The organism is Pseudomonas gessardii (genome assembly GCF_001983165.1).
Taxonomy (GTDB): domain Bacteria; phylum Pseudomonadota; class Gammaproteobacteria; order Pseudomonadales; family Pseudomonadaceae; genus Aquipseudomonas; species Aquipseudomonas gessardii.
This window is the reverse complement of record NZ_MNPU01000001.1, coordinates 429,323-451,150: the sequence shown is the minus strand read 5'-3', so window position 1 is coordinate 451,150 and position 21,828 is coordinate 429,323. Positions and strand designations below refer to the sequence as shown.

Below are 21,828 nucleotides of genomic sequence, written 5' to 3'. Positions count from 1 at the left end.
GGTGCAGGCTATAGATGCAGCGAGCCTAGGAGCGGGGGGCATTGCCCAGGCATTAAATAAATAGCGCGCAACCGCTGCCGGTGGTTGACAGCTCACTGGTCACACGTTGTTAATCAATGCGCTGGATTCCGCAGGCTGTTGCCCCTCCCAATAACAATTCTGGAGCTTCAGATGTCAGCCACATCCCTTGGCTTCACTGAACTTGTGACACTGCTCACGAGCATCTTCATCCGGCATGGCGCCTCGCCCGAGGTTGCCTGCGTGCTGGCCGACAACTGCGCCCGCGCCGAGCAGGATGGGGCGCATAGCCATGGGGTGTTTCGCATACCCGGCTATGTCTCGACCCTGGACAGCGGCTGGGTCAATGGCCAGGCGGTGCCGGTGGTTGAGGATGTCGCCTCGGGGTTCGTGCGGGTGGACGCCGCCAATGGCTTTGCCCAACCCGCCCTGGCGGCCGCCCGCCCGTTACTGGTGGCCAAGGCCCGCAGCGCCGGGATCGCGGTACTCGCGATTCGTAACTCTCATCACTTTGCCGCCCTGTGGCCGGATGTGGAGCCGTTTGCCGAAGAAGGCCTGGTGGCCCTGAGCGTGGTCAATAGCATGACGTGCGTAGTGCCCCACGGTGCGGATCGGCCCCTGTTCGGTACCAATCCCATCGCGTTCGCCGCACCACGGGCCGATGGGCCGCCGATAGTGTTTGACCTGGCCACCAGCGCCATTGCCCATGGCGATGTACAGATTGCTGCGCGCAAGGGCGAGCGGGTGCCGCCGGGCGCTGGGGTCGACAGCTTGGGCCAGCCAACCCAGGACCCCAAGGCGATTCTCGAAGGCGGTGCGCTGTTGCCGTTTGGCGGGCACAAGGGCTCGGCGCTGTCGATGATGGTGGAGTTGCTGGCCGCCGCCCTGACCGGGGGCAACTTCTCATTTGAGTTCGATTGGTCCAACCACCCTGGCGCCAAGACGCCCTGGACCGGCCAGTTGCTGATCGTGATCGACCCCAGCAAAACCGCCGGGCAAGACTTTGCCCAACGCAGCCAGGAATTGGTGCGGCAGATGCATGCGGTGGGGTTGCGCCGCTTGCCCGGCGACCGGCGTCATCGCACCCGGGCCAAGGCCGCGCAAGAAGGCATTCTGTTGGATGGGGATGAACTGGCGCGGCTGCGCGCATTGGCGCAGGGCTGATGGCCGGCGCGGGCTGAGCCGCGCCGGCCGTGGCATCGATCAGTTGCGACGGCCCAGCAGCAGGCCTACCACCAGGCCCAAGCCGGCGGAAATCGCGACGGTTTGCCAAGGGTGGCCACCGATATAGGTTTCGGTGGCCTCTACCACCGGCTTGCTGCGCTCACGCACGTTGGACACCGACTCCAGGGCCTGCTTGAGCTTGATCGCCACCTGCTCGCGCAGGGTTTCACCTTCTTCTCCCACCAGCGATGCGCTGCTTTTGAGCAGTTTGTCCGATTCTTCGATCAGGGCCTGGAGTTCGCTGAACGCCTGGTCCTTGATTTGCTCTTCGACAGCTTGAGCGGCAGTTTTACGGGCCATTGAGTAGCTCCTTGCGGGGTAAGTGGGCAGTGAACAATGGAGTCTTCGCGCGGTGCAAAAGTTGCAGTTTTTTTCGCCGGGCCTCTACACGATGCAAAATCCGAATTCGGACCTTTCGACCTACAGTGTAAGATGTCACCTATTTGTGCAGCAGGTAATTCCACATGAGCTTCAATCTGGCCAACAAGCCCCTTGCCGAGCGCGCGGCGCTTGAAGATGAAAAGTCCCGTCTGTACGACTTGTGGCAAAGCAACCTGGGCAAGGCCAAGGGCGAGGGTGCACGGCTGTTTGGCGAGCGCGCCAAGCGCAAGGGTAAATGGGCCGAATGGGTGCGTTCGGAGCTGGACGGCATGTCGCCACCGGAATTTGCCAACATGGTACGCAGCGAAGTCAACCGCCTGATGGCTGCCAAGTAGGCGCAAGCTCGCTCCTACAGGTGGTCTACCAGGTCACGCTGTTGGGCAGGTCCAGGGTGCCGCGATCGACAAAGCGCATCGTGCCAAACAACCCATCCGCCAGTTTGCCGCGCAGTACATAGGGCAGGTTGTTCAAGCGCTGGGTCTGGCTCAGGCCCAGGGTCTGACGCAACACCGAAAACGCCGAAACGCTGACCGGTACTGTCAGAACCGTCTCGGAAAAGCGCGGGATGGAGCCCTGCTGATCACTCACCCCAGCCGCCAGCGGCCGGCCATTGACCTCCAGGTCCAGGGCCACGCCGTTGTAGTCGATGGCCGTGTCATTGGGGTTCTGCACCCGCAGCTTGACCGCAAAGCGTACCTCCAGGTCCTGGCTTTGCAGCGGCTCGATGCCCACCACATTGATATGCAGCGGGTCACGGTTGGGGAACAGGGCGCAGGCGCTCAGGCTGAGCAATATCAAAGACAGGGTCAGGCCGATCAATCTGCGCATAAGGGTTCCTATTTCGTCGGTTCCGGGTCCTGCATCACCTTGAGGGTCGAGGCTTCCGGGTCAAATTCATCTTCTTGCAGCTCTATGAACTCTTCAGGCAGGAAAATGTTCAGCAGGATCGCACAGAACGCTCCGACGGTAATCGGCGACTCGAAGATGTTATGCAAGGCCTTGGGCAGCTCGCGCAGCACTTCCGGCACCGCCGCCACGCCCAGGCCCATGCCCAGGGAAATCGCCACGATCAGCACATTGCGCCGATGCAGCCCGGCCTCGGCGAGGATCTTGATCCCGGCCACCGCCACCGTGCCGAACATAATCAGGGTCGCGCCCCCCAGTACCGGCTTGGGCATCAGTTGCAGCACCGCGCCAATCATCGGGAACAGGCCCAGCAACACCAGCAGCCCGGCAATGAAATACGCCACATAGCGGCTGGCCACGCCGGTCAACTGGATCACCCCGTTGTTCTGGGCGAAGGTCACCATCGGCAGGCTATTGAAGGTGGCGGCCATTACCGAGTTCAGGCCATCGGCCAGCAGGCCGGACTTGATGCGCTTGATATACAGCGGGCCCTTGACCGGCTGCTGGGAAATCATCGAGTTGGCGGTCAGGTCGCCGGCCGCCTCCAGGGGCGAAATCAGGAAGATCACCGCCACCGGGATAAACGCCACCCAGTCGAACGAAAACCCGTACTTGAACGGCACCGGCACGCTGACCAGCGGCACCTGGGGCAATGCCGCCAGGTCAACGCGCCCCAGCCACCAGGCCACCACAAAGCCCAGGGTCAGGCCGATGACAATCGAGCCCAAGCGCAGGAACGGGTTATTGAAGCGGTTGAGCACCACGATGGTCAGCAGCACCAGGGCCGCCAGCCCCATATTGCTGGCGGCACCCAGGTCGGCGGCGCCATAGCCGCCGGCCATGTCGGTAACCGCGACCTTGATCAGCGACAAGCCCATCAAGGTGATGATGGTGCCGGTAACCACCGGGGTGATCAGCTTGCGCAATTTGCCGATGAACTGGCTGAGCACCACCTCGATAAACGCGGCGAAGAAGCAGATGCCGAAGATCGTCGAGAGAATCTCATCGGTGCCGCCGCCCCGGGCCTTGACCATGAAGCCGGCACTGAGGATCACGCTGATAAACGAAAAACTGGTGCCTTGCAGGCACAGCAAGCCCGAGCCCACGGGGCCAAAGCGCCGCGCCTGGACAAACGTGCCCAGGCCGGAGACAAACAGCGCCATGCTGACCAGGTACGGCACTTCGCTTTCCAGGCCCAGCACGCCACCGACGATCAGGGTCGGGGTAATGATCCCGACGAAGCTGGCAAGCACATGCTGTAGGGCGGCAAAGATCGCGGCGGTGAAGTGCGGGCGGTCTTCCAGGCCATAGATCAGGTCGGATTTATAACGGGGGCGGGGGGCTTGAGCGTCAGACAAAATACGTGCTCGGGTCAGAAAATGGACGCGCAGGATGCCAGAAAGTACCCGTTGTCAAAAGTGTGAAAATATATTTCTCCGGCCCCTGCAAAAAAACCTCAAGCCGGCCGATAACACGGATAGGCCCGTTAATGCTGACGTCGCAGCAAGGCCCCACAAAAAACAGGTGTCCCGTGTCGCGGCAAGGATGCTCGCAGCCATCCCCTCTTGAGAGCTTTCCTATGTCCCTCCGTAATTTGAATATCGCACCTCGGGCGTTTCTCGGTTTTGCGTTTATTGCGTTGCTTGTGATTGTTCTGGGGGTGTTTGCCGTCAACCGCATGACGCTGATTCGCCAGGCCGCGCTGGATATGGGCGCCAACCAACTGCCGAGTGTCGGCTACCTGGCCAATATGACCGAGAACGTGTTGCGCCTGCGCATTCTGTCGTTCCGGGTGCTGGTCAACCGCGAACCGGCAGCTCTGCAGGAAGCCCAAGTGCGCATCGGGGTACTGGTCGACAAGGCGCGCCAAGCCCAGGCCGGGTATGCCGCGATGCCGGCGGGGGCCGAAGAGGCCGCGCTCTACAAGACGTTTGCAGCCACGTTGGACAACTACCTCAAAGCCCAGGCTGAAATGCTGACGCTGTCCCAGCAGAACAAGGTCGAGGAGATGCGGGCCCTGATCAACAGCCGGATCAAGGACGGCACCGATCAGATGGGTGAACAGCTCAATAAGATGATTGCGATCAACGCCGCCGATGCCAAGCAGGCCGGGGAAGACGCTGGGCGCAGCTATAGCGATGCGATCAGCGGGATCATCGGGGTGTCGGTGGTTGCAGCGCTGATGACCGTCTTGCTCGCCTGGTTGCTGACCCGCAGCATCGTCACGCCGCTGCGCAAGGCGGTGGCGGCGGCGCAAACCATCTCCAGCGGCGACCTGAGCAAGGTTATCGAGGATGATGGCCAGGATGAACCCGCGCGCCTGATCGGCGCCCTGGCCACCATGCAGGGCAACCTGCGCCAGACGATCCAGCATATCGCCGGCTCGGCTACACAGCTGGCTTCCGCTGCCGAAGAACTGAGCGCGGTGACCGAGGAAGCCTCCAAGGGCTTGCAGCAGCAGAACAACGAAATCGACCAGGCCGCCACCGCCGTCAATGAAATGACCGCCGCCGTGGAAGAAGTGGCGCGCAATGCCGTGTCCACCTCCGAGGCCTCGACCCAGTCGAACCAGGCCGCACGGGAAGGGCGCGACCGCGTGGTGCAAACCGTGGAGGCGATCCAGACCATGACCCAGGACGTGCAGAACACCTCGGTATTGATCGAAGGCCTGGCGACCCAGGGCCGCGATATCGGCAAGGTGCTGGATGTGATTCGGGCGATTGCCGAACAAACCAACCTGTTGGCCCTCAACGCCGCCATCGAAGCCGCACGCGCCGGTGAAGCCGGGCGCGGGTTTGCCGTGGTGGCCGATGAAGTGCGCGCCCTGGCCCATCGCACCCAGCAATCGACCCAGGAAATCGAAAAAATGGTCGCCGGCATCCAGAACGGCACCGGGGACGCGGTGCAGTCCATGCAGCAGAGTAACCAGCGCACCCACAGCACCCTGGAAATGGCCCGCGCCGCCGGGGTGGCGCTGGAACAGATCACCCAGTCCATCAGCCTGATCAATGAGCGCAACCTGGTGATTGCCAGCGCGTCCGAAGAGCAGGCCCAAGTGTCCCGCGAGGTGGACCGCAACCTGGTGAACATCCGCGACCTGGCGACCCAATCGGCGGCCGGCGCCAACCAGACCAGCGCCGCCAGCCATGAACTGTCGCGCCTGGCGGTGGACTTGAATGCCATGGTGGCGCGGTTTGTGATCTAAGCAGGGAGGGCTTGGGTGGCTGGCATACCGCTATCGCAGGCAAGCCAGCTCCCACATTTAAATTGTGGCGTGGCCGAAATTCAGTGCCCGACCAAGCCCCCCCTGTGGGAGCGGGCTTGCCCGCGATAGCGCTGTATCAGTCACTATTTCTAGTGGCTGATGCACCGCCTGTCAGGCTCCCCACACAGTGGGATTGACCAGATTTTTCGGCCGCTCCCCCGCCAACGCCGCCAGCAGATTATCCACCGCGCACCGCGCCATCGCTTCCCGGGTCTCATGGGTAGCCGAGCCGATATGCGGCGTCGCCACCACATTGTTCAAGCGCAGCAACGGCGAATCATGGTTTAACGGCTCGCGCTCAAACACATCCAGCCCCGCCGCGCGGATTGTGCGCTGTTGCAAGGCATCGATCAGGGCCGCTTCGTCCACCACCTTGCCCCGGGAGATATTGATGAAAATCGTCTCCGGGCCCATCTGGGCGAACTCCTTGGCGCCAATCAACCCCTGAGTCTCGGTAGTCAACGGCAATGTCAGGCACACAAAATCGGCTTGTTGCAGCAACTCCGGCAAGCTGCGGTAGTGCGCGCCGAAACGTTGCTCGACCAAAGGCTTGGGCGAATGGCTGTGGTAGATCACCGGCATGCCAAAGCCAAAGTGCCCGCGCTGCGCCAGGGCTTCACCAATGCGCCCCATGCCGATGATGCCCAGGGTCTTGCCGTGTACATCGCTGCCAAAGTGCAAGGGGCCGATGTTCTGGTTCCAGTTACCGGCGCGCACCAGGTTGGCCAGCTCCACCACGCGCCGGGCGGTGGCGAGGATCAGGGCAAACCCGGTGTCGGCGGTGGTTTCGGTGAGCACATCCGGGGTGTTGCTGAGCAAAATACCGCGCCGGGTCAGGTAGCCGATGTCGTAGTTATCGACGCCTACCGAAACACTGGCCACCGCTTCCAGGCGCGGTGCCAGGTCCAGCAGTTGGGCATCCAGGCGCAGGCTGGCCCCCAGCAGGCCATGGGCCGTGTGCAAGGCCTCGCGCAGTTGCGCCAGGCCGCTGGCGTCGAGGCTGTCAATCAGCGTCACCTCGGCGGCCTTATGCAGGCGGGCCATCAGCGGCGCGGAGAGTTTTTTGTAGAGCACGACATGTTTTTTCATCAGGTTCTGACCTTCAATTCAAGCGAGTGCAGGGCTCGCGCCCCGGGCTGTTCGGGTTTGAGCAGGATCGTCAGCACCACTGACAACAGCAGCGCGCCGCTCATCAACAGGTAGGACGCCCCCGGCGAGCCGGTGCTGCTGTTGAGGTAACCCACCAGGTACGAGCCGCCAAACGAGCCCAGGGCGCCCATGCTGTTGATCAAGGCCATGGCGCCCCCGGCGACGTTGGCCGGGAGGATCTCCGGGACGATGGCAAAAAACGGCCCATAGGGCGCATACATGCAGGCGCCGGCGATCACCAGCAGGGTGTACGACCACCAGAAATGTTCGGCGCCCAACAGGTAGGAGCCATAAAACGCCACGGAGGCGATCAGCAGCGGGGGCCACACAAAACGTTTGCGTTTTTGCAGCTTGTCCGAGCCCCAGGACACAACAAGCATGCCAATCACCGCCGCCAGGTAAGGCAGCGCCGACAGCCAGCCGGCTTCGACCATATCCATCTGCAAGCCGGCCTTGAGGATCGACGGCAGCCACAGCACAAAGCCGTAGACGCCGATGCTCCAGCAAAAGAACTGCAGCGCGAGGATGATCACCTTGGGCGAGCGGAAGGCTTCGGCATAGTTTTTCACCGCCTTGAGCCCGACCTGCTCGGCGGCCAGGGCGGTTTCCAGGTCGTGTTTCTCGCCGGCGCTCAGCCATTTGGCATCGGCCGGGCGCTCATCGGCCAGGCGCCACCAGATAAAGGCCCAGAACACCGCAGGCAGGCCTTCGATGATAAACATCCAGCGCCAGCTGTAATGCTGTACCAGGTAGCCGGACACCACCGACATCCACAGCATAGTCACCGGGTTGCCGAGGATCAGGAAGGTATTGGCCCGCGAGCGTTCGGCGCGGGTGAACCAGTGGCACAGGTACACCAGCATCGCCGGCATCACCGCCGCTTCGACCACCCCGAGCATAAAGCGGATGGCAATCAGCATATAGGCGTTGGAGACCACGCCGGTCAGGGTGGCCAGGCCGCCCCACAGGATCAGGCTGACAAAAATCAGCTTCTTCACACTGCGGCGCTGGGCATAGATCGCCCCCGGCACCTGGAAGAAGAAGTAACCGAGGAAGAACAACGCGCCGAGCAGCGAGGACATGCCCGGGGTGATCATCAGGTCTTCGGCCATCCCGGAGGCGGCGGCGAAGCCGTAGTTGGCGCGGTCCAGGTACGCCAGGCTGTAGGTGATAAACACAATCGGCATGATGTACCACCAACGGCGGGTGGCGAGTTTCAAGTGATTCATGGGGGGCTCCTGAGCTTGTTGTAGTTGTGGCAACAGGTAACGGGTTGAGGCCTGGGGTCAGCCGGTTTTTTGCCAGGCGGGCAGGTCGGCGCGTAGCGGCAGGCCTTCCATATCGCCACGGCTCTGTACGGCGCGGCTGCCGATCCAGTTGGCGCGCTGTACCGCCTGGGCCAGGCTGAGGTTTTCCAGCAGGGCACTGATCAGGCCCACGGCAAAGCCATCGCCAGCGCCGACGGTGTCCACCACCTTGGCCACCGGCACGGCGGCGACAAAACCCTGGTCCAGATGGCTGCGGTAGTAGGCGCCGTGGGGCCCGAGCTTGATGGCCACGGCCTCCACGCCCTGGTCGAGGTAAAAGGCGGCAATATCCGCCGGGTCCTCGAAGCCGGTCAGCAGGCGACCTTCGCTCAAGCCCGGCAAGACCCAGTGCGCCAGGCAGGCCAGGGCGTTGATGTCGCGGATCATCTTGTGCGTGCTGGGCCATAGCGACGGGCGCAGGTTGGGGTCGAAGGACACGCTGCGGCCGGCCGCGCGCATCTCGCTCATCAACTGGCGCGACAGCTCGGCGGTGGCCTGCGACAGCGCGGGTGGAATCCCGGTGGCATGCAGGTGCCGGGCCCGCAGCAGCTCGGGGACGATGGCGGCGCAGGACAAGTGACTGGCCGCCGAACCGCGCCGGAAGTACTCGACGACCGGATCGTTGCCGGTGTCTTCCCGGGACTTGAGCTGAAAGCCGGTAGGCTGCGCAGGATCCACCGCCACATGCCGGCAATCCAGGCCTTCGCGTTCCAGGGTAGCGACCACAAAACGCCCCAGTGAATCGTCCCCGACCCGGCTCAACCAGGCCACGTTGAAGCCCAGGCGCGACAAGCCGATCGCCACGTTGCTGTCGGCGCCGGCGATGCGTTTTTCAAAGTGGCCGGCCTGGGCCAGGTCGCCGGTTTGCTCGGCGACAAACATTGCCATGGTCTCGCCAAACGAGAGGATATCTATGTCAGACATGGGCATTCTCCACAGGGGCTTGGCCAAGATGGGCGAGGGCGGCGACCTGGGCGGCGGTGACCGCCAGCAGGTCCGCGCCTTGCAGCGGGAACTCCACGGCCCGGCTGATCCCCCGGGGCATCAGGCGCAGCAATTGTTCCCACAGATGCAGGTCGGCGGCGCCCGGCGGCAGGGCTATCAGCTTGCCGTCGGCCCGCCGGGCCACGGCCTTGCAGTGCAGGTAATCGACATGCCGGCCGAGCAAGCGCGCGGCGGTGAGGGCGCTCTGGTCTTGCCAGTGCCAGTTGCCGATATCGAAGGTCATCTTCACCGGGACGCCCAGGCGCTCGGCGGTATCGAAAAAGCGCTGCAGCGGCTCGATACGCCCGCCGTGCAGGGTCTGGTCGTTTTCCACCAGCAAGCGCACCGGGTGGCGGTTGAGCAGGGCGCCGAGGCTGTGCAGGTCGTGGGTGTCGGTGAAGTAACCCAGCGAAACCTTTAACCAGCGTGCACCGAACGCCTGGGCCCGGTCGAGGGTGGCGGCCAGCTCCGAATGGGCTTGGGCACGCCCGGCGACCCACAGCTCCAGGGGCGACGAAAACACACACTCCAGATCTTGCGCGGCGGCGGCCTGGGCCAGTTCGCCGGGTTGTTCGCTGGTCAGCAGTTCTTCACGCCATTCAATGCGCCGGGCACCGGCAGCGGCCAGCAGTGCGACGAAACTCAACTGACCACGCTGGCGGACCAGGTCGGCACCGTAGCTGGAGAGGCTGATGGAAACGGGGTATTTATGCATTTTTATTGATCTCTGAAACCGGTTTCATCTTTAAGTAAAAAACGCCCCTGCAGGCGGCGATGCCTACAGGGGGTGGGTTGAACCTCGGACGATCAGTTGCGGGGCAAAATCCAGGGAGCGGGTGGGCGAGGTATCGCCGCGCAAGCGCTTGAGCAAACACTCAAAGGCGCTGGCGCCTATGGCTTCGGTCGGCTGGGCCAGGGCGGTGATGCCGTTGCCTACCAGCGGGTACCATTCCAGGTCATCCAGGGCAATCAGGCCCACGTCCTCGAACAACCGACACCCCAACGCGCGCAGGGCTGTGGTACAGGCCAGTGCGGCGACGCCGTTGGCACAGAACAGGGCTTTGGGGCCGGCCTGGGGTGAGGCAATAAATGCCTGCAAACGGGCGGGCAAATCAGCGCCAATTTCCAGCACGGCGCCATGCAGTCGGTTGCGGCGACGGATTTGGGCATGGAAGCCTTCCATGCGTTCAACCCGCGAACTGGTGCCGTCAGCGGCCTCGCTGACCAGCAGGATCTCCCGGTAGCCCTGTTGCTCCAGGTGGTCCAGGGCCATGCCCACGGCTCGCGGGTTATCCAGGCCCACCAGGTCGCTGTGCAATGCGTCGACCTTGCGGTCCACCAGCACCAGGGGCATTTCCCGTTGCAGTTCCAGCAGTTGTTCGAGGTGATGCCCCAGGGTGTTCACGATCAAACCTTCGATGTTATAGGCGCGCAGGGCGGCCAGGTGCTGGCGCTCCTGCTCGTCATCGCGGTCGGTGTTGCACACCACCAGGCTGTAGCCGTGGCGGCGGCAAGCGGTTTCCACGCCATGCATCACCGCAATGGAATAGGGGTTGCGGATATCGGCCACCAGCATGCCGATCAGGCGTGTGCGCCCGCGTTTCAGGCCACGGGCCATCTGGTTGGGGCGGTAGCCCAACTCATCGATGGCTTGCTCGATACGCAGGGCGATGGCATCGGACAGCAGGGCGCGGTCATCGCCGATAAAGCGCGACACGCTGGCCTTGGATACGCCAGCGCGTTGGGCCACATCAAGCATGGTCACGCGGCTGCGCTGGGCGGCGGAGAATGAAGTCACGGCAGGGCCTTTTTTATTAGTGTGAGGTGGCAGTGCATGAGACATTGAAACCGGTTTCAGAAAACACCAGCCAGCTCGTCTCGTCAAGAAATCTTTGTTCGGGCAAGCGTGAAATTGGGCTGCTCAAACCGACGAGCGGCGAACGTACCTGTTAGTTCTGACAGTATCCGCAGCACCACAGGCGGTGTTCAATTGCCCCAACAGAGCCGTAAGCGCCGTGATCAGTTGATGCATAGGCGTGTACAAGGGACGGGAGGTTTAAATGAGCACCCACAATGCTGGCCCCCAAGGTCCAGGAGGTATCCTGGCGATTGACGCGCCCATCGTCGTCGACGCGCTGCCTGACGGGTTGTTGCCGGCACAGTATTACTTCTCTGACTTACAGCTTTTGATTCCGACGCCCTGGGCGTTTCTACCGGGCCCAGGCAGGGACCAATATATTGTGTTCGAGTGGAGCGTGCGCGGCGCCCGCCCCGTCGATACGCCACCAGTTTTGCTGCCTAACCCGATGACTGCCGCCGACTTTCCCTACCCCATGCAGATACCCCAGGCATTCCTGCTGAACAGTGCAATTGTTGATCTGACGTTTCGCATCCATAACGGCACGCCGAACAGCCCCAGCGTCGATACCTCTGAGGTGGTGACGCTCAGGATCGACCGCGATGCGCCCGGCGGTGGCGCGTTGCTGGCACCGGCCATTTTTCCCATTGATCCGATTACCGAGGCCTACCTGGTCGCCAACCCCCTGGTGCGCATGGAAATCCCCAAGGGATATCTGGGGCGTGAGATCGGTGATGAGGTACTGCTGTATTTTTCAGACATGAATACCTTGCCAACCGGCGCGCCCACCCTGATTTCCGCGCCGTTGACCAGCGCCACCGGCCGCATATTCGTGGAGGTGCCCAGCGACGTATTCCGTCGTTTTCCCGGGGCGCTCTGGATCTTCTGCTTCTATCGCCTGAAGGACCGTGCTGGCAACATCAACCCGCTGTTTTCACTGGTGGCGCAAGCCGGGCTGCAAACCGGCCTTCCGCCGTCCAGATACCCTCGGCCCAGTTTCCCGCAATCAGAGTCGCATCCTAACCGCTACTTGACCTGCAGCACCCAGCCTGCGATCTGGTTCGGTGTCGAGGTGTTCATTGCCCCTCACGTGGACATACTTTCTGGCGATCTGATTACGCTGCGGTTCCAGGGATATGGCCTGTACCCGGATGTCAATCCAGACCCCTATATCGTGGAAACCCTCACACATTATTGGGATGGGGTCACCGATGCGTCGGGCTATGCCTTCTTGATGACCGATGTCGAGCGATTGATCCGGCCCCTGAAAGAAAACGCCGGAGGAGAGGCCAGTTACACGGTGTCCAGGGGGGGCGTGATCATTGGCCGGTCTGCTGCCAGGTATGTGGCGTTCGATCGGGTAGTCAATACCTCGCCACCGCCGCCAAACCCGATCTATTGCTGGATTGATGGCAATGGCCCCGAACCCTGATTCCGAGGGCTTCGCGTCATGAGTGTTGGAACATCGCGCACGTTTCATTGAACTTCTGACGGGTAAATCCAAAGTCGGTTTGTTTGGCCGCATGTCATACGGCTGGGAGGAGTGTTTGTGCGCTGTCTACATTAAGTACTAAAGGAGAGACTGATATGAGCAGCAACCCTGACGTCACCATTACACCAGAACCTTTGGTTATTGATGCACCCACGATTGCAGAAGCACTGGATAATGCAACGGGTCTTATTCCAGCGGTCGTTGCCCGTGCGGGTATAACCGTGGAGTGTAGAACCGGGCTAATTTCGATACCGAGCGACTGGCTGGGTATTCAAATTCGCACAACCACAGATCCGCTGCCTACCTGGAGGACCTTTTTGGCCCCATTCCAGATCAACGAGACCCCAGTGCCTGGAATCATTGATAGATTTATTCCTGCTCCGCCTCCCGAGCTTGAGTTCCAGCATGGTTTTTATGAACTCAAAGTCGTGCAATACCGCAATGCCGGTGGTGTCCCAGGCGCTGCGCGGGATGAGTCCAACCCTGCCGCGTTCCGGGTCGATCTCATTGCGCCTTACGCGGTAGCGTCGTCACGTGAGCAACCGACCGTTCCGACGTTAGTCAATGCGCCGGCGGGGACGGTTATCGACAATGCATTCCTGATAAACCAGGGCGGCCTGGAGATCAGTATTCCCCCAAACACCTTTAGTTCGCAGCCTGGGCGATTTGAAGCGGGAGACATGATTAACGTTTACTTCAGCCCGGTAATGGACCCACGACCAGAGTATCTGGTCACTGGTGCGGGTGTGCCGATGCTGCCGCCACCCGCCCAGAGCAGCTACTTCCTGCCAGCCAGCCAGATCATCTTGAGTGGGCTGTATTATATTTTCTACACCATCACGGACCGGGCAGGGAATGTCAGTCGCCCATCGTTCAATGAGTTCCGCACGGTTTCGTTACTGACGGACCCCGTACCATTGGAACCTTTCCTACCGCTCGCGCCGGCCCCACGTGACGGTAGCACGGATGATTTGCTCAGCATTGCGGACTATGTGCAGGGAATTAAACTCCATATCGAACAGTATCTTAATTTCGCTACAGGGCTGGACAAGTTCGAGACACAATGGGAAAGCGAACCCTTTGGTCCGCAAAGCCCTGAGCTCAGTGGCTTCCCGGTAGTTTTCAGTAATATGAATGACGCGATCAAGGCCGCCTATACCGCGACACTAGGCCCTCAGACAGTAAGCGTGCGATACCGGATTGATCGCAACGGTGTGTTCTTCCTCTCGCCAACTAAAACCGTCCGGCTCGACTTGTCAGTAGAAGGCCCTGTATTGCCGGGCACACTGGAACCAGGTGAGGTGAACCCTGGGCTGAACCCGGCACAAGTGTTTGGCGAGGTTTCAGACGAATTGAACACCCTGCGCATTGGCGATGCGAACCGACCTGTGACTATTGTGATTCCACTCTGGAATATCGCGGCACTGCCTCACCCAGACAATCAGTTTTACCTATATTGGGGCGCCTCCAAAGAGCGTGTCGGGCCTTTCCCTTTAAGCACTACGGTTCCCGGCGCCGATGCGACGTTCACCATTCCCTGGGAGGTGGTTGCCCGCCACGGGAACAATATGCAGCCTGTCAGCTATTCGGTCATTGGTCCCGGCACTATCAATGAAAACCCGTCGCCCGTTACCACCGTCAATGTGATCGATGCCGTGACGGTGGAACTGGCGCCGGCAGAATATGAGCGTCTCGAGTTTGGCGACTGGACCTGTCTGTCGCTGGCACAACGGATGCCTGGCTCGCCCCCGGTACTGGCCGCCATACTTCACATTCCGGGCGATGTAAGGCTGGTAGTGGGCAACACCGTGACGGTTACGGTCACTATCACTAACGAATACCCTGAGCTTCCACCGGGCCCCTTTGTACTGGATATTACAACCCCGCCCTTGACCACTGACGATGTCGCCAACGGTTTTAATGTCGACATCATTTACCGTCCATTCCTGGCTCAAGTACCGTTTGGGCCTTGCGAGGTCACCTACACCACGAACGTGGCGGGTGGAGGAATCGGTCGCGGCCGGCCGGCCGACGTCTACACAATATTCTCAAACCCTGACTCTTTCTGTGATGGCATCCCTGCTTAACCTACGAAACCACTGCTTCAAGTCCATAAACCGCTGAAAGTACAAAAGGGAAGCATGGCTTCCCTTTTGTGCATCGGGTAGCAATGGATGACTGCTTTGTGAACGGATCAGTTTGCCAGTTGTGCCGTTTTCCATGCCACTGCGGTGCCTATGCCCATTCTTTGATCGGATTAGTCCTACAGTCATCAGTATGTTCACTACGTAACCTCTGCGCCTTACAGAGGTGAGGCTTCATTCCGCGGGAACGAGCCAAGCCGTTTTTAGAGGCGCTACCCCAGAGAGTGAACCCCGATGTCATTACCTACCCGATTCGAGCTCAAGCCCTTGAGCAAGATGATGCATGTTCCAGCCATTAGCGTGCTTTTGCTTGCAGCAGTGCACACAAACGTTCAAGCCGGTCAACTGATCGGTGAGTCAAAGACCATTGGCCCCCATGAGATGAAAAATGATTGGCAGCTGGATCGTAAGTCCGAGCTGACCGTCAATGGCGCTCATGCCGGACATATCCTGGCCAACGACTCGACGTTGAATGTCAATGCCGGCAGCCGGATCGAAGATATCCGTGCGACGCAGGGCTCCACCGTCAACGTTGACGGTGCCACTGTTGAATCCAACCACTCGATATGGGGGGCGGTGCGCCTGGATGACAGCACGGCCATCATTCGCAACAGTGCCATCACCAGCAACACAACTTTCGGTCTGCAGGCGTTCCAGAGTTTCAATTCCGGCAAGGGCGGCATCGCCCAGGTGTTCAATAGCATCATTCGGGGGGAAAAGAGCGGGGCAATAGCCAGCGGCAATGCTGAGTTGCACTTCAACCAGAACACCGTGGTTGAAGGCACCGGCACCGATAGTTATGGCGTGTGGCTCGACGGTGCAACGGCGACGGCCAGCCAGAGCAGCATCATTGGCGCAAAGAGTGGCGTGTTGTTTACCAACGACGTTGGCAACAGCAGTGCCGGCAAACTGGTGCTGAATAACTCCAGCGTCGAAGGGCGCAGCGGCTCGGCCATTGTCGTCGAAGGTTACCCTGGCGAGGAGATGGAAGTTGAAATCGACGTGCGCAATGGCTCAACCCTGACCGGTGGCAATGGCGTGCTGCTGGAAGTCAACGGCGGTGCCCAGGCGAACATGAATGTCGATAGCAGCCAGTTGAAAGGCGACGTCATTGTCGAAGATGGCAGCACGGCGCGTTTGAACCTGGAAAACAGCTCCGGGCTCAAAGGCCAACTGCAGAATGTCACCAGCTTGAACGTAGGCAACGGGTCGTACTGGGAGTTGACCGCCGACAGCCAGGTGGGTGCCTTGAACCTGGTGGACGGTACGGTGATATTCGGTCATACCGATGCGTTCTATCAGTTGGACCTGGACAGCCTCGACGGCAACGGCACCTTCGTCATGGGCACCGATTTTGCCAACGGCATGACGGACTTCCTGAATATCAGCGGCGAGGCCAACGGTAATCACAGCCTGTTGCTCGAAGCCAGCGGTGTGGAGCCGGTTAGCCCCGAAGAGATTCGTATCGTGCATACCGGCGGGGGCGACGCGCAGTTCTCACTGGTGGGCGATGTTGTCGACGTGGGTGCCTATTCCTATGGTCTGAAAAAGGAGGGCACCGACTGGTTTCTCGACCCGAACAATCGCGTGATCAGCCCGGCGACTCGCTCGGTCATGGCACTGTTCAATACCGCCCCCACTGTTTGGTACGGCGAGGCGACCTCTCTGCGTACGCGCATGGGCGAGTTGCGTTTCGAGCCTGGCCAGGCAGGTGTGTGGATGCGTGGTTATGGCAACAAGTACAAGGTGGCCGAGAGCACCGGGGTTGGCTACAACCAGAGCCAGCAGGGCTTTACCCTGGGGGCTGATACACCGTTGGCCGACAGCCAGTGGCTGGTGGGTGTGATGGCCGGCCATAGTACGTCGGACCTGAACCTCAAGCGCGGTACGTCAGGCACGGTGAAGAGCTACTACGTGGGTGCTTATGCAACCTGGCTGGATGAAGAGAGCGGTCTGTATTTCGACGCCGTGGCCAAGCTCAACCGTTTCCATAACGAGTCCAAGGTCGGCTTGAGTGACGGCACCAAATCCAAGGGCAAGTACGCCAACACGGGTGGCGGTCTGTCGGCGGAGTTCGGCCGCAATATCAAGCTGGACGACGGTTTTTTTGTCGAGCCATATGCGCAACTGTCCACCGTGGTGATCCAGGGCGCCAACTACAACCTGGACAATGGCCTGCACGCCGATGGCGAGCGCACCCGTTCGATCATGGCCAAGGCCGGTGCGACGGTGGGGCGTGACATCCAGCTCGACAGTGGCAGCGTGGTCCAGCCCTACCTGCGGGCGGCGATGGTGCATGAGTTTGCCAATAACAATAAGGTCAAGGTCAACAACAATGTGTTCAACAACGACCTGTCGGGTTCACGCGCTGAGTTTGGTGCGGGCGTTGCGGTTAAATTGTCGCAAAACCTGCAACTGCACGCCGACCTTGAGCACAGCAGCGGCGGCAAGGTCGAGCAGCCATGGGGCGCCAACGTAGGTGTGCGCTACAGTTGGTAAAGACTTGACGCTTATGAACGCCCGTATCGAAAGATACGGGCGTTTTTTTTGCTCTTGCATAAGCGATCAACTGGTTACGTCGAAATTGACTTCTAGTGTGTGGGTGTTCCCGTTGACATCTTCATCGGTGGTGCCATCCAGCGTGCCGCTGATTTTGATGATGCCGCCCTCCAAGCCAGTAATGATCAAAGTACCCGTGGAGCATCGCACGACGTAATGAATCGTAGGGGACTTGACGGCATACCAGACATTGACCTTATTGGACTGCCACTTACTCAGGTCTATGACCTGCGCCTCGCGAATGATATCGGGCAGTTCAATCGTGATTTTTTTCACCGTGACTGCGTGATCAGCATGTCGTGCTACAAGGCGGTAGATGGCCGCTTCACGGTCATGCACCAGGGTCAAGGTCTGAAAGTGGACCGGTATTGCATCGATAGTTGCGTTGAATGTGCCTGTTGCAGTAAGGGGCTTGGGGTACAGCAACTTTTTTTGCTCAGGGGACAACTGTTGCGCGGGTACGGTCATGATCGCTTCTCCATCGCTGATGATTGTGCGAGTCACAGAGGTTTCGACGGCTCTGTTCGAGTCATGAAATAGCAGTAGGCCTGGGCTGTAAACTGTCAAAACTAACAGGGGACGAAGGGAGTGACTTATGAATGTCCTGGAACCGGCCCCCAAACCTGGCTCGATATCATTAGACGCCTTTTCAAAGGTTTTTCTACTGTCAGGAATGACAGTCTAAGCTGACTGGTTTTAAGACTTTTTGGCACTTAGGCTAACCGAACAACCCCGCTGCAATATTGATCGAGAACCCCAGTATCGCCGTATTGAACAGAAACCCGATCAACGACTGCCCCAACACCACCTTGCGCATGGCCCGGGTAGCCACACCGACATCCGAGGTCTGCACGGCGACGCCGATGGTGAAGGAGAAGTACAGGAAGTCCCAGTAGTTGGGGGTCAGCAACCCTTCGGCAAAGCGCAATGCCGGCTCCTTGCCCTCCCAGGTGTAATAGAGGCGGGCATAATGCACGCTGAAAATCACCCCGATCAGCAGCCACGAACCCATCACGGTCACCCCGGTAAAACCGTAATGCAGCAAGCGCTCGGCAGTGCCCAGGTCCTTGTTGCCGGCTAGGCCAACGGCAATAGCCACCAGGCTGGCAATCGCGGCAATGCACACCATGAACAACACCAGGCCGGCGTTTTCATCCTCGACCTCGGCGATGCGCTTGACGTCCTCGGCCTTGGCCCGGATGGTCAGGCGCAGCATTAGCACCAGGTAGGTCCAGACCCCGGCGTTCCAGCCGATCAGGACTTGGGTGAGGAGGGCGTCGAAGGGGGCGAGGATGCCTATCGCCAGGCCAAGGACGGCAGCGGCGGACAGGCGAGGGTGGGTGCGGGCGAGAAAGGGCATGGGGGCTCACAAACACAGGATAAGTGAGCACCATAGCCTATTTCTGTAGGCGCCGGCTTGCCGGCGCCTACAGGGGGCTGATCAACCTTTGCGTTTGCGCACCAGCTTCATGACGACCACGAAGAACACCGGTACAAACACCACTGCCAGGGTCGCGGTGATCATCCCGCCGATCACCCCGGTCCCAATCGCCTGCTGGCTCGCCGAGCTGGCACCGGTGGCGATCGCCAAGGGCACCACACCGAGGATAAACGCCAGCGAGGTCATGATGATCGGTCGCAGGCGCAGGCGTGCGGCCTTCAGCGTCGCGTCGAGCAGGTCTTCGCCCTGGTCATACAGGTCCTTGGCAAACTCGATGATCAGGATCGCGTTTTTCGCCGACAGCCCGATGATCGTGATCAGGCCGACCTTGAAAAACACATCGTTGGGCATGCCGCGCAGCGACACCGCCATGACCGCGCCCAGTACGCCCAATGGCACCACCAGCAACACCGAAGTGGGGATCGACCAGCTTTCATACAAGGCCGCCAGGCACAGGAACACCACCAACAGCGACAGCATCAACAACAGCGGCGCCTGGGAGCCAGACAAACGCTCCTGCAAGGACAGGCCGGTCCATTCCTGACCCAGGCCCGCCGGCAGTTGGCTGACCAGGCGCTGGATTTCTTCCATGGCCTCGCCGGTGCTGTGCCCTGGCGTCGATTCACCGGAAATGGCAATGGCCGGGTAGCCGTTGTAACGGGTCAACTGCGCCGGGCCCTGGACCCAACGCGCTTCGACAAACGCCGACAACGGCACCATCTTGCCGACGTTGTTGCGCACATGGATCTTCATCAAGTCTTCAACCTGGCTGCGCTGGTCGCCTTCGGCCTGTACCACCACGCGCTGCATGCGCCCCTGGTTGGGGAAGTCGTTGATATAGGCCGAGCCAATGGCCGAGGACAGAAGGTTGCCCACATCGGCAAACGACACGCCCAAGGCATTGGCGCGCTTGCGGTCCACCTCAAGCTGCACTTGTGGCGCCTCGGCCAGGGCGCTTTCGCGCACATTGGCCAGGATCGGGCTTTTTTCCGCCGCCGCCAGCAGCTCGGTGCGCGCCGCCATCAACGCGGCATGCCCCACGCCACCGCGGTCCTGCAAGCGGAACTCAAAGCCGCTGGAGGTGCCCAGGCCATCCACTGGCGGCGGTAGCACGGCATAGGCCATCGCATCCTTGAGCTCGGTAAAGGCCATGTTGGCGCGATCGGCAATCGAGGCCGCCGAATCGTCGCTGCTGCGTTCTGACCAATCCTTGAGCGTGGTAAACGCCAGCGCCGCGTTCTGCCCGGAGCCGGAGAAGCTGAAACCCATGATCATCGTCGTATCACCAACGCCCGGCTCGCTGGCGTTGTGCGCCTCGATCTGCTCGGCCACCCGCACCGTGCGGTTCTTGCTCGCGCCCGGTGGCAACTGGATATCGGTGATGGTGTAGCCCTGGTCTTCCACCGGCAGGAACGAGGCGGGCAGGCGGCTGAACAGGAACCCCAGGCCCACCAGCAAGACCAGGTAGATCAGCAGGTAACGGCCGCTGCGCTTGAGGGCATAGGCGACCCAGCCTTCATAGCGGTCAGTCAGTTGTTCAAAGCGGCGGTTGAACCCACCAAAGAACCCGCCCTTGGCATGGTGCTCGCCCTTGGCAATCGGCTTGAGCAGGGTGGCGCACAGGGCCGGGGTCAAGCTCAGGGCGAGAAACGCCGAGAACAGGATCGAGGTCGCCATCGACAGGGAGAACTGCTGGTAGATCACCCCCACCGAGCCTGGCATAAAGGCCATTGGCAGGAACACCGCCACCAGCACCAGGGTAATCCCGATGATTGCCCCGGTAATCTGGCCCATGGCCTTACGCGTGGCCTCCTTGGGCGACAGGCCTTCGGTGACCATGATCCGCTCGACGTTCTCCACCACCACAATCGCATCGTCCACCAGGATGCCGATGGCCAGCACCATGCCAAACATGGTCAGCACGTTGATCGAGAAGCCCAGCAACAGCATGGTGGCAAAGGTGCCCATCAGCGCAATCGGCACCACCAGCGTCGGGATCAGGGTGTAGCGGATGTTCTGCAGGAACAGGAACATCACCGCAAACACCAGCAGCATCGCCTCGCCCAGGGTGTAGATCACCTTGGTGATCGAGACCTTGACGAACGGCGAGGTGTCGTAAGGGATCTTGTACTCGACATTGGCCGGGAAGTAGCGCGACAGCTCGTCCATCTTCGCCCGCACCAGGGTTGCGGTGTTCAAGGCATTGGCGCCGGGCGTCAACTGGACGCCGATGGCAGTGGACGGCTTGCCGTTCAAGCGCGTGGAGAACTGGTACTCCTGGCTGCCGATCTCGACGCGCGCCACATCGCCAATGCGCACGGTGGAGCCGTCCGGGTTGGCCTTGAGCACGATGTCGGCAAACTCGGCCGGGGTCGAGAGCTGGCCCTTGACCAGGATCGACGCGGTGATTTCCTGGGTGTGGGTGCCAGGCAAATCACCAATGCTGCCGGCCGAGACCTGGGCGTTCTGTGCCGCAATCGCGGCGTTGACATCGGCCGGGGTCAGGTTGAAGCCGATCAGCTTCTGTGGGTTGATCCAGATGCGCATCGCCCGCTCGGCGCCATACAACTGCGCCTTGCCCACGCCGTCCAGACGCTTGAGCTCGTTCATCACGTTGCGCGCCAGGTAATCGCTGAGCGCTACGTCATCGAGCTTGCCGTCATTGGAGGTCAGGGTCACCAGCAACAGGAAACCGGCGGACACTTTCTCCACCTGCAGGCCTTGCTGGGTCACGGCTTGCGGCAGGCGCGGCTCCACCGCCTTGAGGCGGTTCTGCACGTCGACCTGGGCCATTTCCGGGTTGGTGCCCGGCTGGAAGGTCGCGGTAATGGTGGCCGAACCGAGGCTGCTCTGGGATTCAAAATACAGCAGGTGATCAGCGCCGTTGAGCTCCTGCTCGATCAGGCTGACCACGCTTTCGTCCAGGGTCTGCGCCGACGCGCCTGGGTACACCGCATAGATTTCCACTTTCGGCGGTGCGACGTTGGGGTACTGCGCCACGGGCAACTGCGGGATGGCGAGGGCGCCGGCCAGCAGGATAAACAAGGCGACCACCCAGGCGAAGATCGGGCGGTCAATAAAGAACTGCGGCATTGTCTCT

General features: G+C 60.8%; 17 protein-coding genes. 6 read left to right on the top strand and 11 right to left on the bottom strand.

Features of this window, described 5'->3' with window-relative positions; translation table 11 throughout:
• The first annotated feature begins 171 nt into the window (after positions 1–171).
• Positions 172–1,182, top strand: a complete 1,011-nt coding sequence (locus tag BLL38_RS01820; protein ID WP_076961049.1) for an Ldh family oxidoreductase — start codon at positions 172–174, stop codon at positions 1,180–1,182.
• Between the two features lie 39 nt (positions 1,183–1,221).
• On the opposite strand, the gene BLL38_RS01815 is transcribed toward BLL38_RS01820, so the two are convergent.
• Complete coding sequence (locus tag BLL38_RS01815) at positions 1,222–1,542, bottom strand: ElaB/YgaM/YqjD family protein (RefSeq protein WP_076961048.1); 321 nt, start codon at positions 1,540–1,542, stop codon at positions 1,222–1,224.
• A 164-nt stretch (positions 1,543–1,706) separates the two neighbouring features.
• Between BLL38_RS01815 and BLL38_RS01810 the strand changes: the two genes are divergently transcribed.
• A complete protein-coding gene (locus BLL38_RS01810; RefSeq protein WP_038441493.1) occupies positions 1,707–1,958 on the top strand; it encodes a hypothetical protein in 252 nt (83 codons plus the stop codon).
• Positions 1,959–1,983: 25 nt separating this feature from the next.
• Here the strand turns inward: BLL38_RS01810 and BLL38_RS01805 are convergent, their stop codons facing one another.
• Both BLL38_RS01805 and BLL38_RS01800 read right to left on the bottom strand, forming a co-directional pair.
• Complete coding sequence (locus BLL38_RS01805) at positions 1,984–2,451, bottom strand: LEA/WHy family protein (protein WP_076961047.1); 468 nt, start codon at positions 2,449–2,451, stop codon at positions 1,984–1,986.
• A gap of 8 nt (positions 2,452–2,459) precedes the next feature.
• A complete protein-coding gene (locus BLL38_RS01800; protein WP_076961046.1) occupies positions 2,460–3,887 on the bottom strand; it encodes a nucleobase:cation symporter-2 family protein in 1,428 nt (475 codons plus the stop codon).
• Between the two features lie 131 nt (positions 3,888–4,018).
• Between BLL38_RS01800 and BLL38_RS01795 the strand changes: the two genes are divergently transcribed.
• Positions 4,019–5,734: a methyl-accepting chemotaxis protein gene (locus BLL38_RS01795; RefSeq protein ID WP_413469167.1), complete on the top strand. Its 1,716-nt coding sequence runs from the start codon at positions 4,019–4,021 to the stop codon at positions 5,732–5,734.
• Between the two features lie 171 nt (positions 5,735–5,905).
• Here the strand turns inward: BLL38_RS01795 and BLL38_RS01790 are convergent, their stop codons facing one another.
• The 5 genes from BLL38_RS01790 to BLL38_RS01770 all read right to left on the bottom strand — a co-directional run bounded on the left by BLL38_RS01790 (position 5,906) and on the right by BLL38_RS01770 (position 11,032).
• Positions 5,906–6,883 carry a 2-hydroxyacid dehydrogenase gene (locus tag BLL38_RS01790; protein ID WP_076961044.1) on the bottom strand — a complete coding sequence of 326 codons (978 nt, stop codon included), beginning with the start codon at positions 6,881–6,883 and terminating at the stop codon, positions 5,906–5,908.
• Positions 6,883–8,172, bottom strand: coding sequence for an MFS transporter (locus tag BLL38_RS01785; RefSeq protein ID WP_076961043.1), 1,290 nt, complete (start codon positions 8,170–8,172; stop codon positions 6,883–6,885). The genes BLL38_RS01790 and BLL38_RS01785 overlap by 1 nt, the downstream gene beginning before the upstream one ends.
• Before the next feature lie 57 nt (positions 8,173–8,229).
• Complete coding sequence (locus tag BLL38_RS01780; protein ID WP_076961042.1) at positions 8,230–9,174, bottom strand: sugar kinase; 945 nt, start codon at positions 9,172–9,174, stop codon at positions 8,230–8,232.
• Positions 9,167–9,949: a sugar phosphate isomerase/epimerase family protein gene (locus BLL38_RS01775; RefSeq protein WP_076961041.1), complete on the bottom strand. Its 783-nt coding sequence runs from the start codon at positions 9,947–9,949 to the stop codon at positions 9,167–9,169. Before BLL38_RS01775 ends, BLL38_RS01780 begins: the two co-directional genes overlap by 8 nt.
• Before the next feature lie 63 nt (positions 9,950–10,012).
• The gene (locus tag BLL38_RS01770; protein WP_076961040.1) at positions 10,013–11,032 is read right to left on the bottom strand and encodes a LacI family DNA-binding transcriptional regulator; all 1,020 of its coding nucleotides are present in this window, start codon (positions 11,030–11,032) and stop codon (positions 10,013–10,015) included.
• A gap of 262 nt (positions 11,033–11,294) precedes the next feature.
• Here BLL38_RS01770 and BLL38_RS01765 point away from each other — a divergent pair, with 262 nt between their 5' ends.
• From BLL38_RS01765 to BLL38_RS01755, 3 genes are all read left to right on the top strand, one after another.
• Complete coding sequence (locus BLL38_RS01765; protein WP_076961039.1) at positions 11,295–12,524, top strand: hypothetical protein; 1,230 nt, start codon at positions 11,295–11,297, stop codon at positions 12,522–12,524.
• 155 nt (positions 12,525–12,679) lie between these two features.
• Positions 12,680–14,671, top strand: coding sequence for a hypothetical protein (locus BLL38_RS01760; RefSeq protein ID WP_076961038.1), 1,992 nt, complete (start codon positions 12,680–12,682; stop codon positions 14,669–14,671).
• Between the two features lie 291 nt (positions 14,672–14,962).
• Positions 14,963–17,227, top strand: a complete 2,265-nt coding sequence (locus tag BLL38_RS01755; protein WP_076961037.1) for an autotransporter outer membrane beta-barrel domain-containing protein — start codon at positions 14,963–14,965, stop codon at positions 17,225–17,227.
• A 66-nt stretch (positions 17,228–17,293) separates the two neighbouring features.
• On the opposite strand, the gene BLL38_RS01750 is transcribed toward BLL38_RS01755, so the two are convergent.
• The 3 genes from BLL38_RS01750 to BLL38_RS01740 form a co-directional block, all read right to left on the bottom strand.
• Complete coding sequence (locus tag BLL38_RS01750; RefSeq protein ID WP_076961036.1) at positions 17,294–17,755, bottom strand: hypothetical protein; 462 nt, start codon at positions 17,753–17,755, stop codon at positions 17,294–17,296.
• Positions 17,756–18,005: 250 nt separating this feature from the next.
• Positions 18,006–18,647, bottom strand: a complete 642-nt coding sequence (locus BLL38_RS01745; protein WP_076961035.1) for a DUF1345 domain-containing protein — start codon at positions 18,645–18,647, stop codon at positions 18,006–18,008.
• Positions 18,648–18,728: 81 nt separating this feature from the next.
• Positions 18,729–21,821, bottom strand: a complete 3,093-nt coding sequence (locus tag BLL38_RS01740) for an efflux RND transporter permease subunit (RefSeq protein WP_076961034.1) — start codon at positions 21,819–21,821, stop codon at positions 18,729–18,731.
• Positions 21,822–21,828 lie beyond the last annotated feature (7 nt).

Coding starts and splice junctions, on each gene's coding strand:
- BLL38_RS01775 (WP_076961041.1), bottom strand. CDS start 9,949: ATGCATAAATACCCCGTTTCCATCAGCCTCTCCAGCTACGGTGCCGAC.
- BLL38_RS01820 (WP_076961049.1), top strand. CDS start 172: ATGTCAGCCACATCCCTTGGCTTCACTGAACTTGTGACACTGCTCACG.
- BLL38_RS01760 (WP_076961038.1), top strand. CDS start 12,680: ATGAGCAGCAACCCTGACGTCACCATTACACCAGAACCTTTGGTTATT.
- BLL38_RS01785 (WP_076961043.1), bottom strand. CDS start 8,172: ATGAATCACTTGAAACTCGCCACCCGCCGTTGGTGGTACATCATGCCG.
- BLL38_RS01780 (WP_076961042.1), bottom strand. CDS start 9,174: ATGTCTGACATAGATATCCTCTCGTTTGGCGAGACCATGGCAATGTTT.
- BLL38_RS01745 (WP_076961035.1), bottom strand. CDS start 18,647: ATGCCCTTTCTCGCCCGCACCCACCCTCGCCTGTCCGCCGCTGCCGTC.
- BLL38_RS01810 (WP_038441493.1), top strand. CDS start 1,707: ATGAGCTTCAATCTGGCCAACAAGCCCCTTGCCGAGCGCGCGGCGCTT.
- BLL38_RS01790 (WP_076961044.1), bottom strand. CDS start 6,883: ATGAAAAAACATGTCGTGCTCTACAAAAAACTCTCCGCGCCGCTGATG.
- BLL38_RS01740 (WP_076961034.1), bottom strand. CDS start 21,821: ATGCCGCAGTTCTTTATTGACCGCCCGATCTTCGCCTGGGTGGTCGCC.
- BLL38_RS01805 (WP_076961047.1), bottom strand. CDS start 2,451: ATGCGCAGATTGATCGGCCTGACCCTGTCTTTGATATTGCTCAGCCTG.
- BLL38_RS01795 (WP_413469167.1), top strand. CDS start 4,019: ATGCTGACGTCGCAGCAAGGCCCCACAAAAAACAGGTGTCCCGTGTCG.
- BLL38_RS01750 (WP_076961036.1), bottom strand. CDS start 17,755: ATGACCGTACCCGCGCAACAGTTGTCCCCTGAGCAAAAAAAGTTGCTG.
- BLL38_RS01765 (WP_076961039.1), top strand. CDS start 11,295: ATGAGCACCCACAATGCTGGCCCCCAAGGTCCAGGAGGTATCCTGGCG.
- BLL38_RS01755 (WP_076961037.1), top strand. CDS start 14,963: ATGTCATTACCTACCCGATTCGAGCTCAAGCCCTTGAGCAAGATGATG.
- BLL38_RS01815 (WP_076961048.1), bottom strand. CDS start 1,542: ATGGCCCGTAAAACTGCCGCTCAAGCTGTCGAAGAGCAAATCAAGGAC.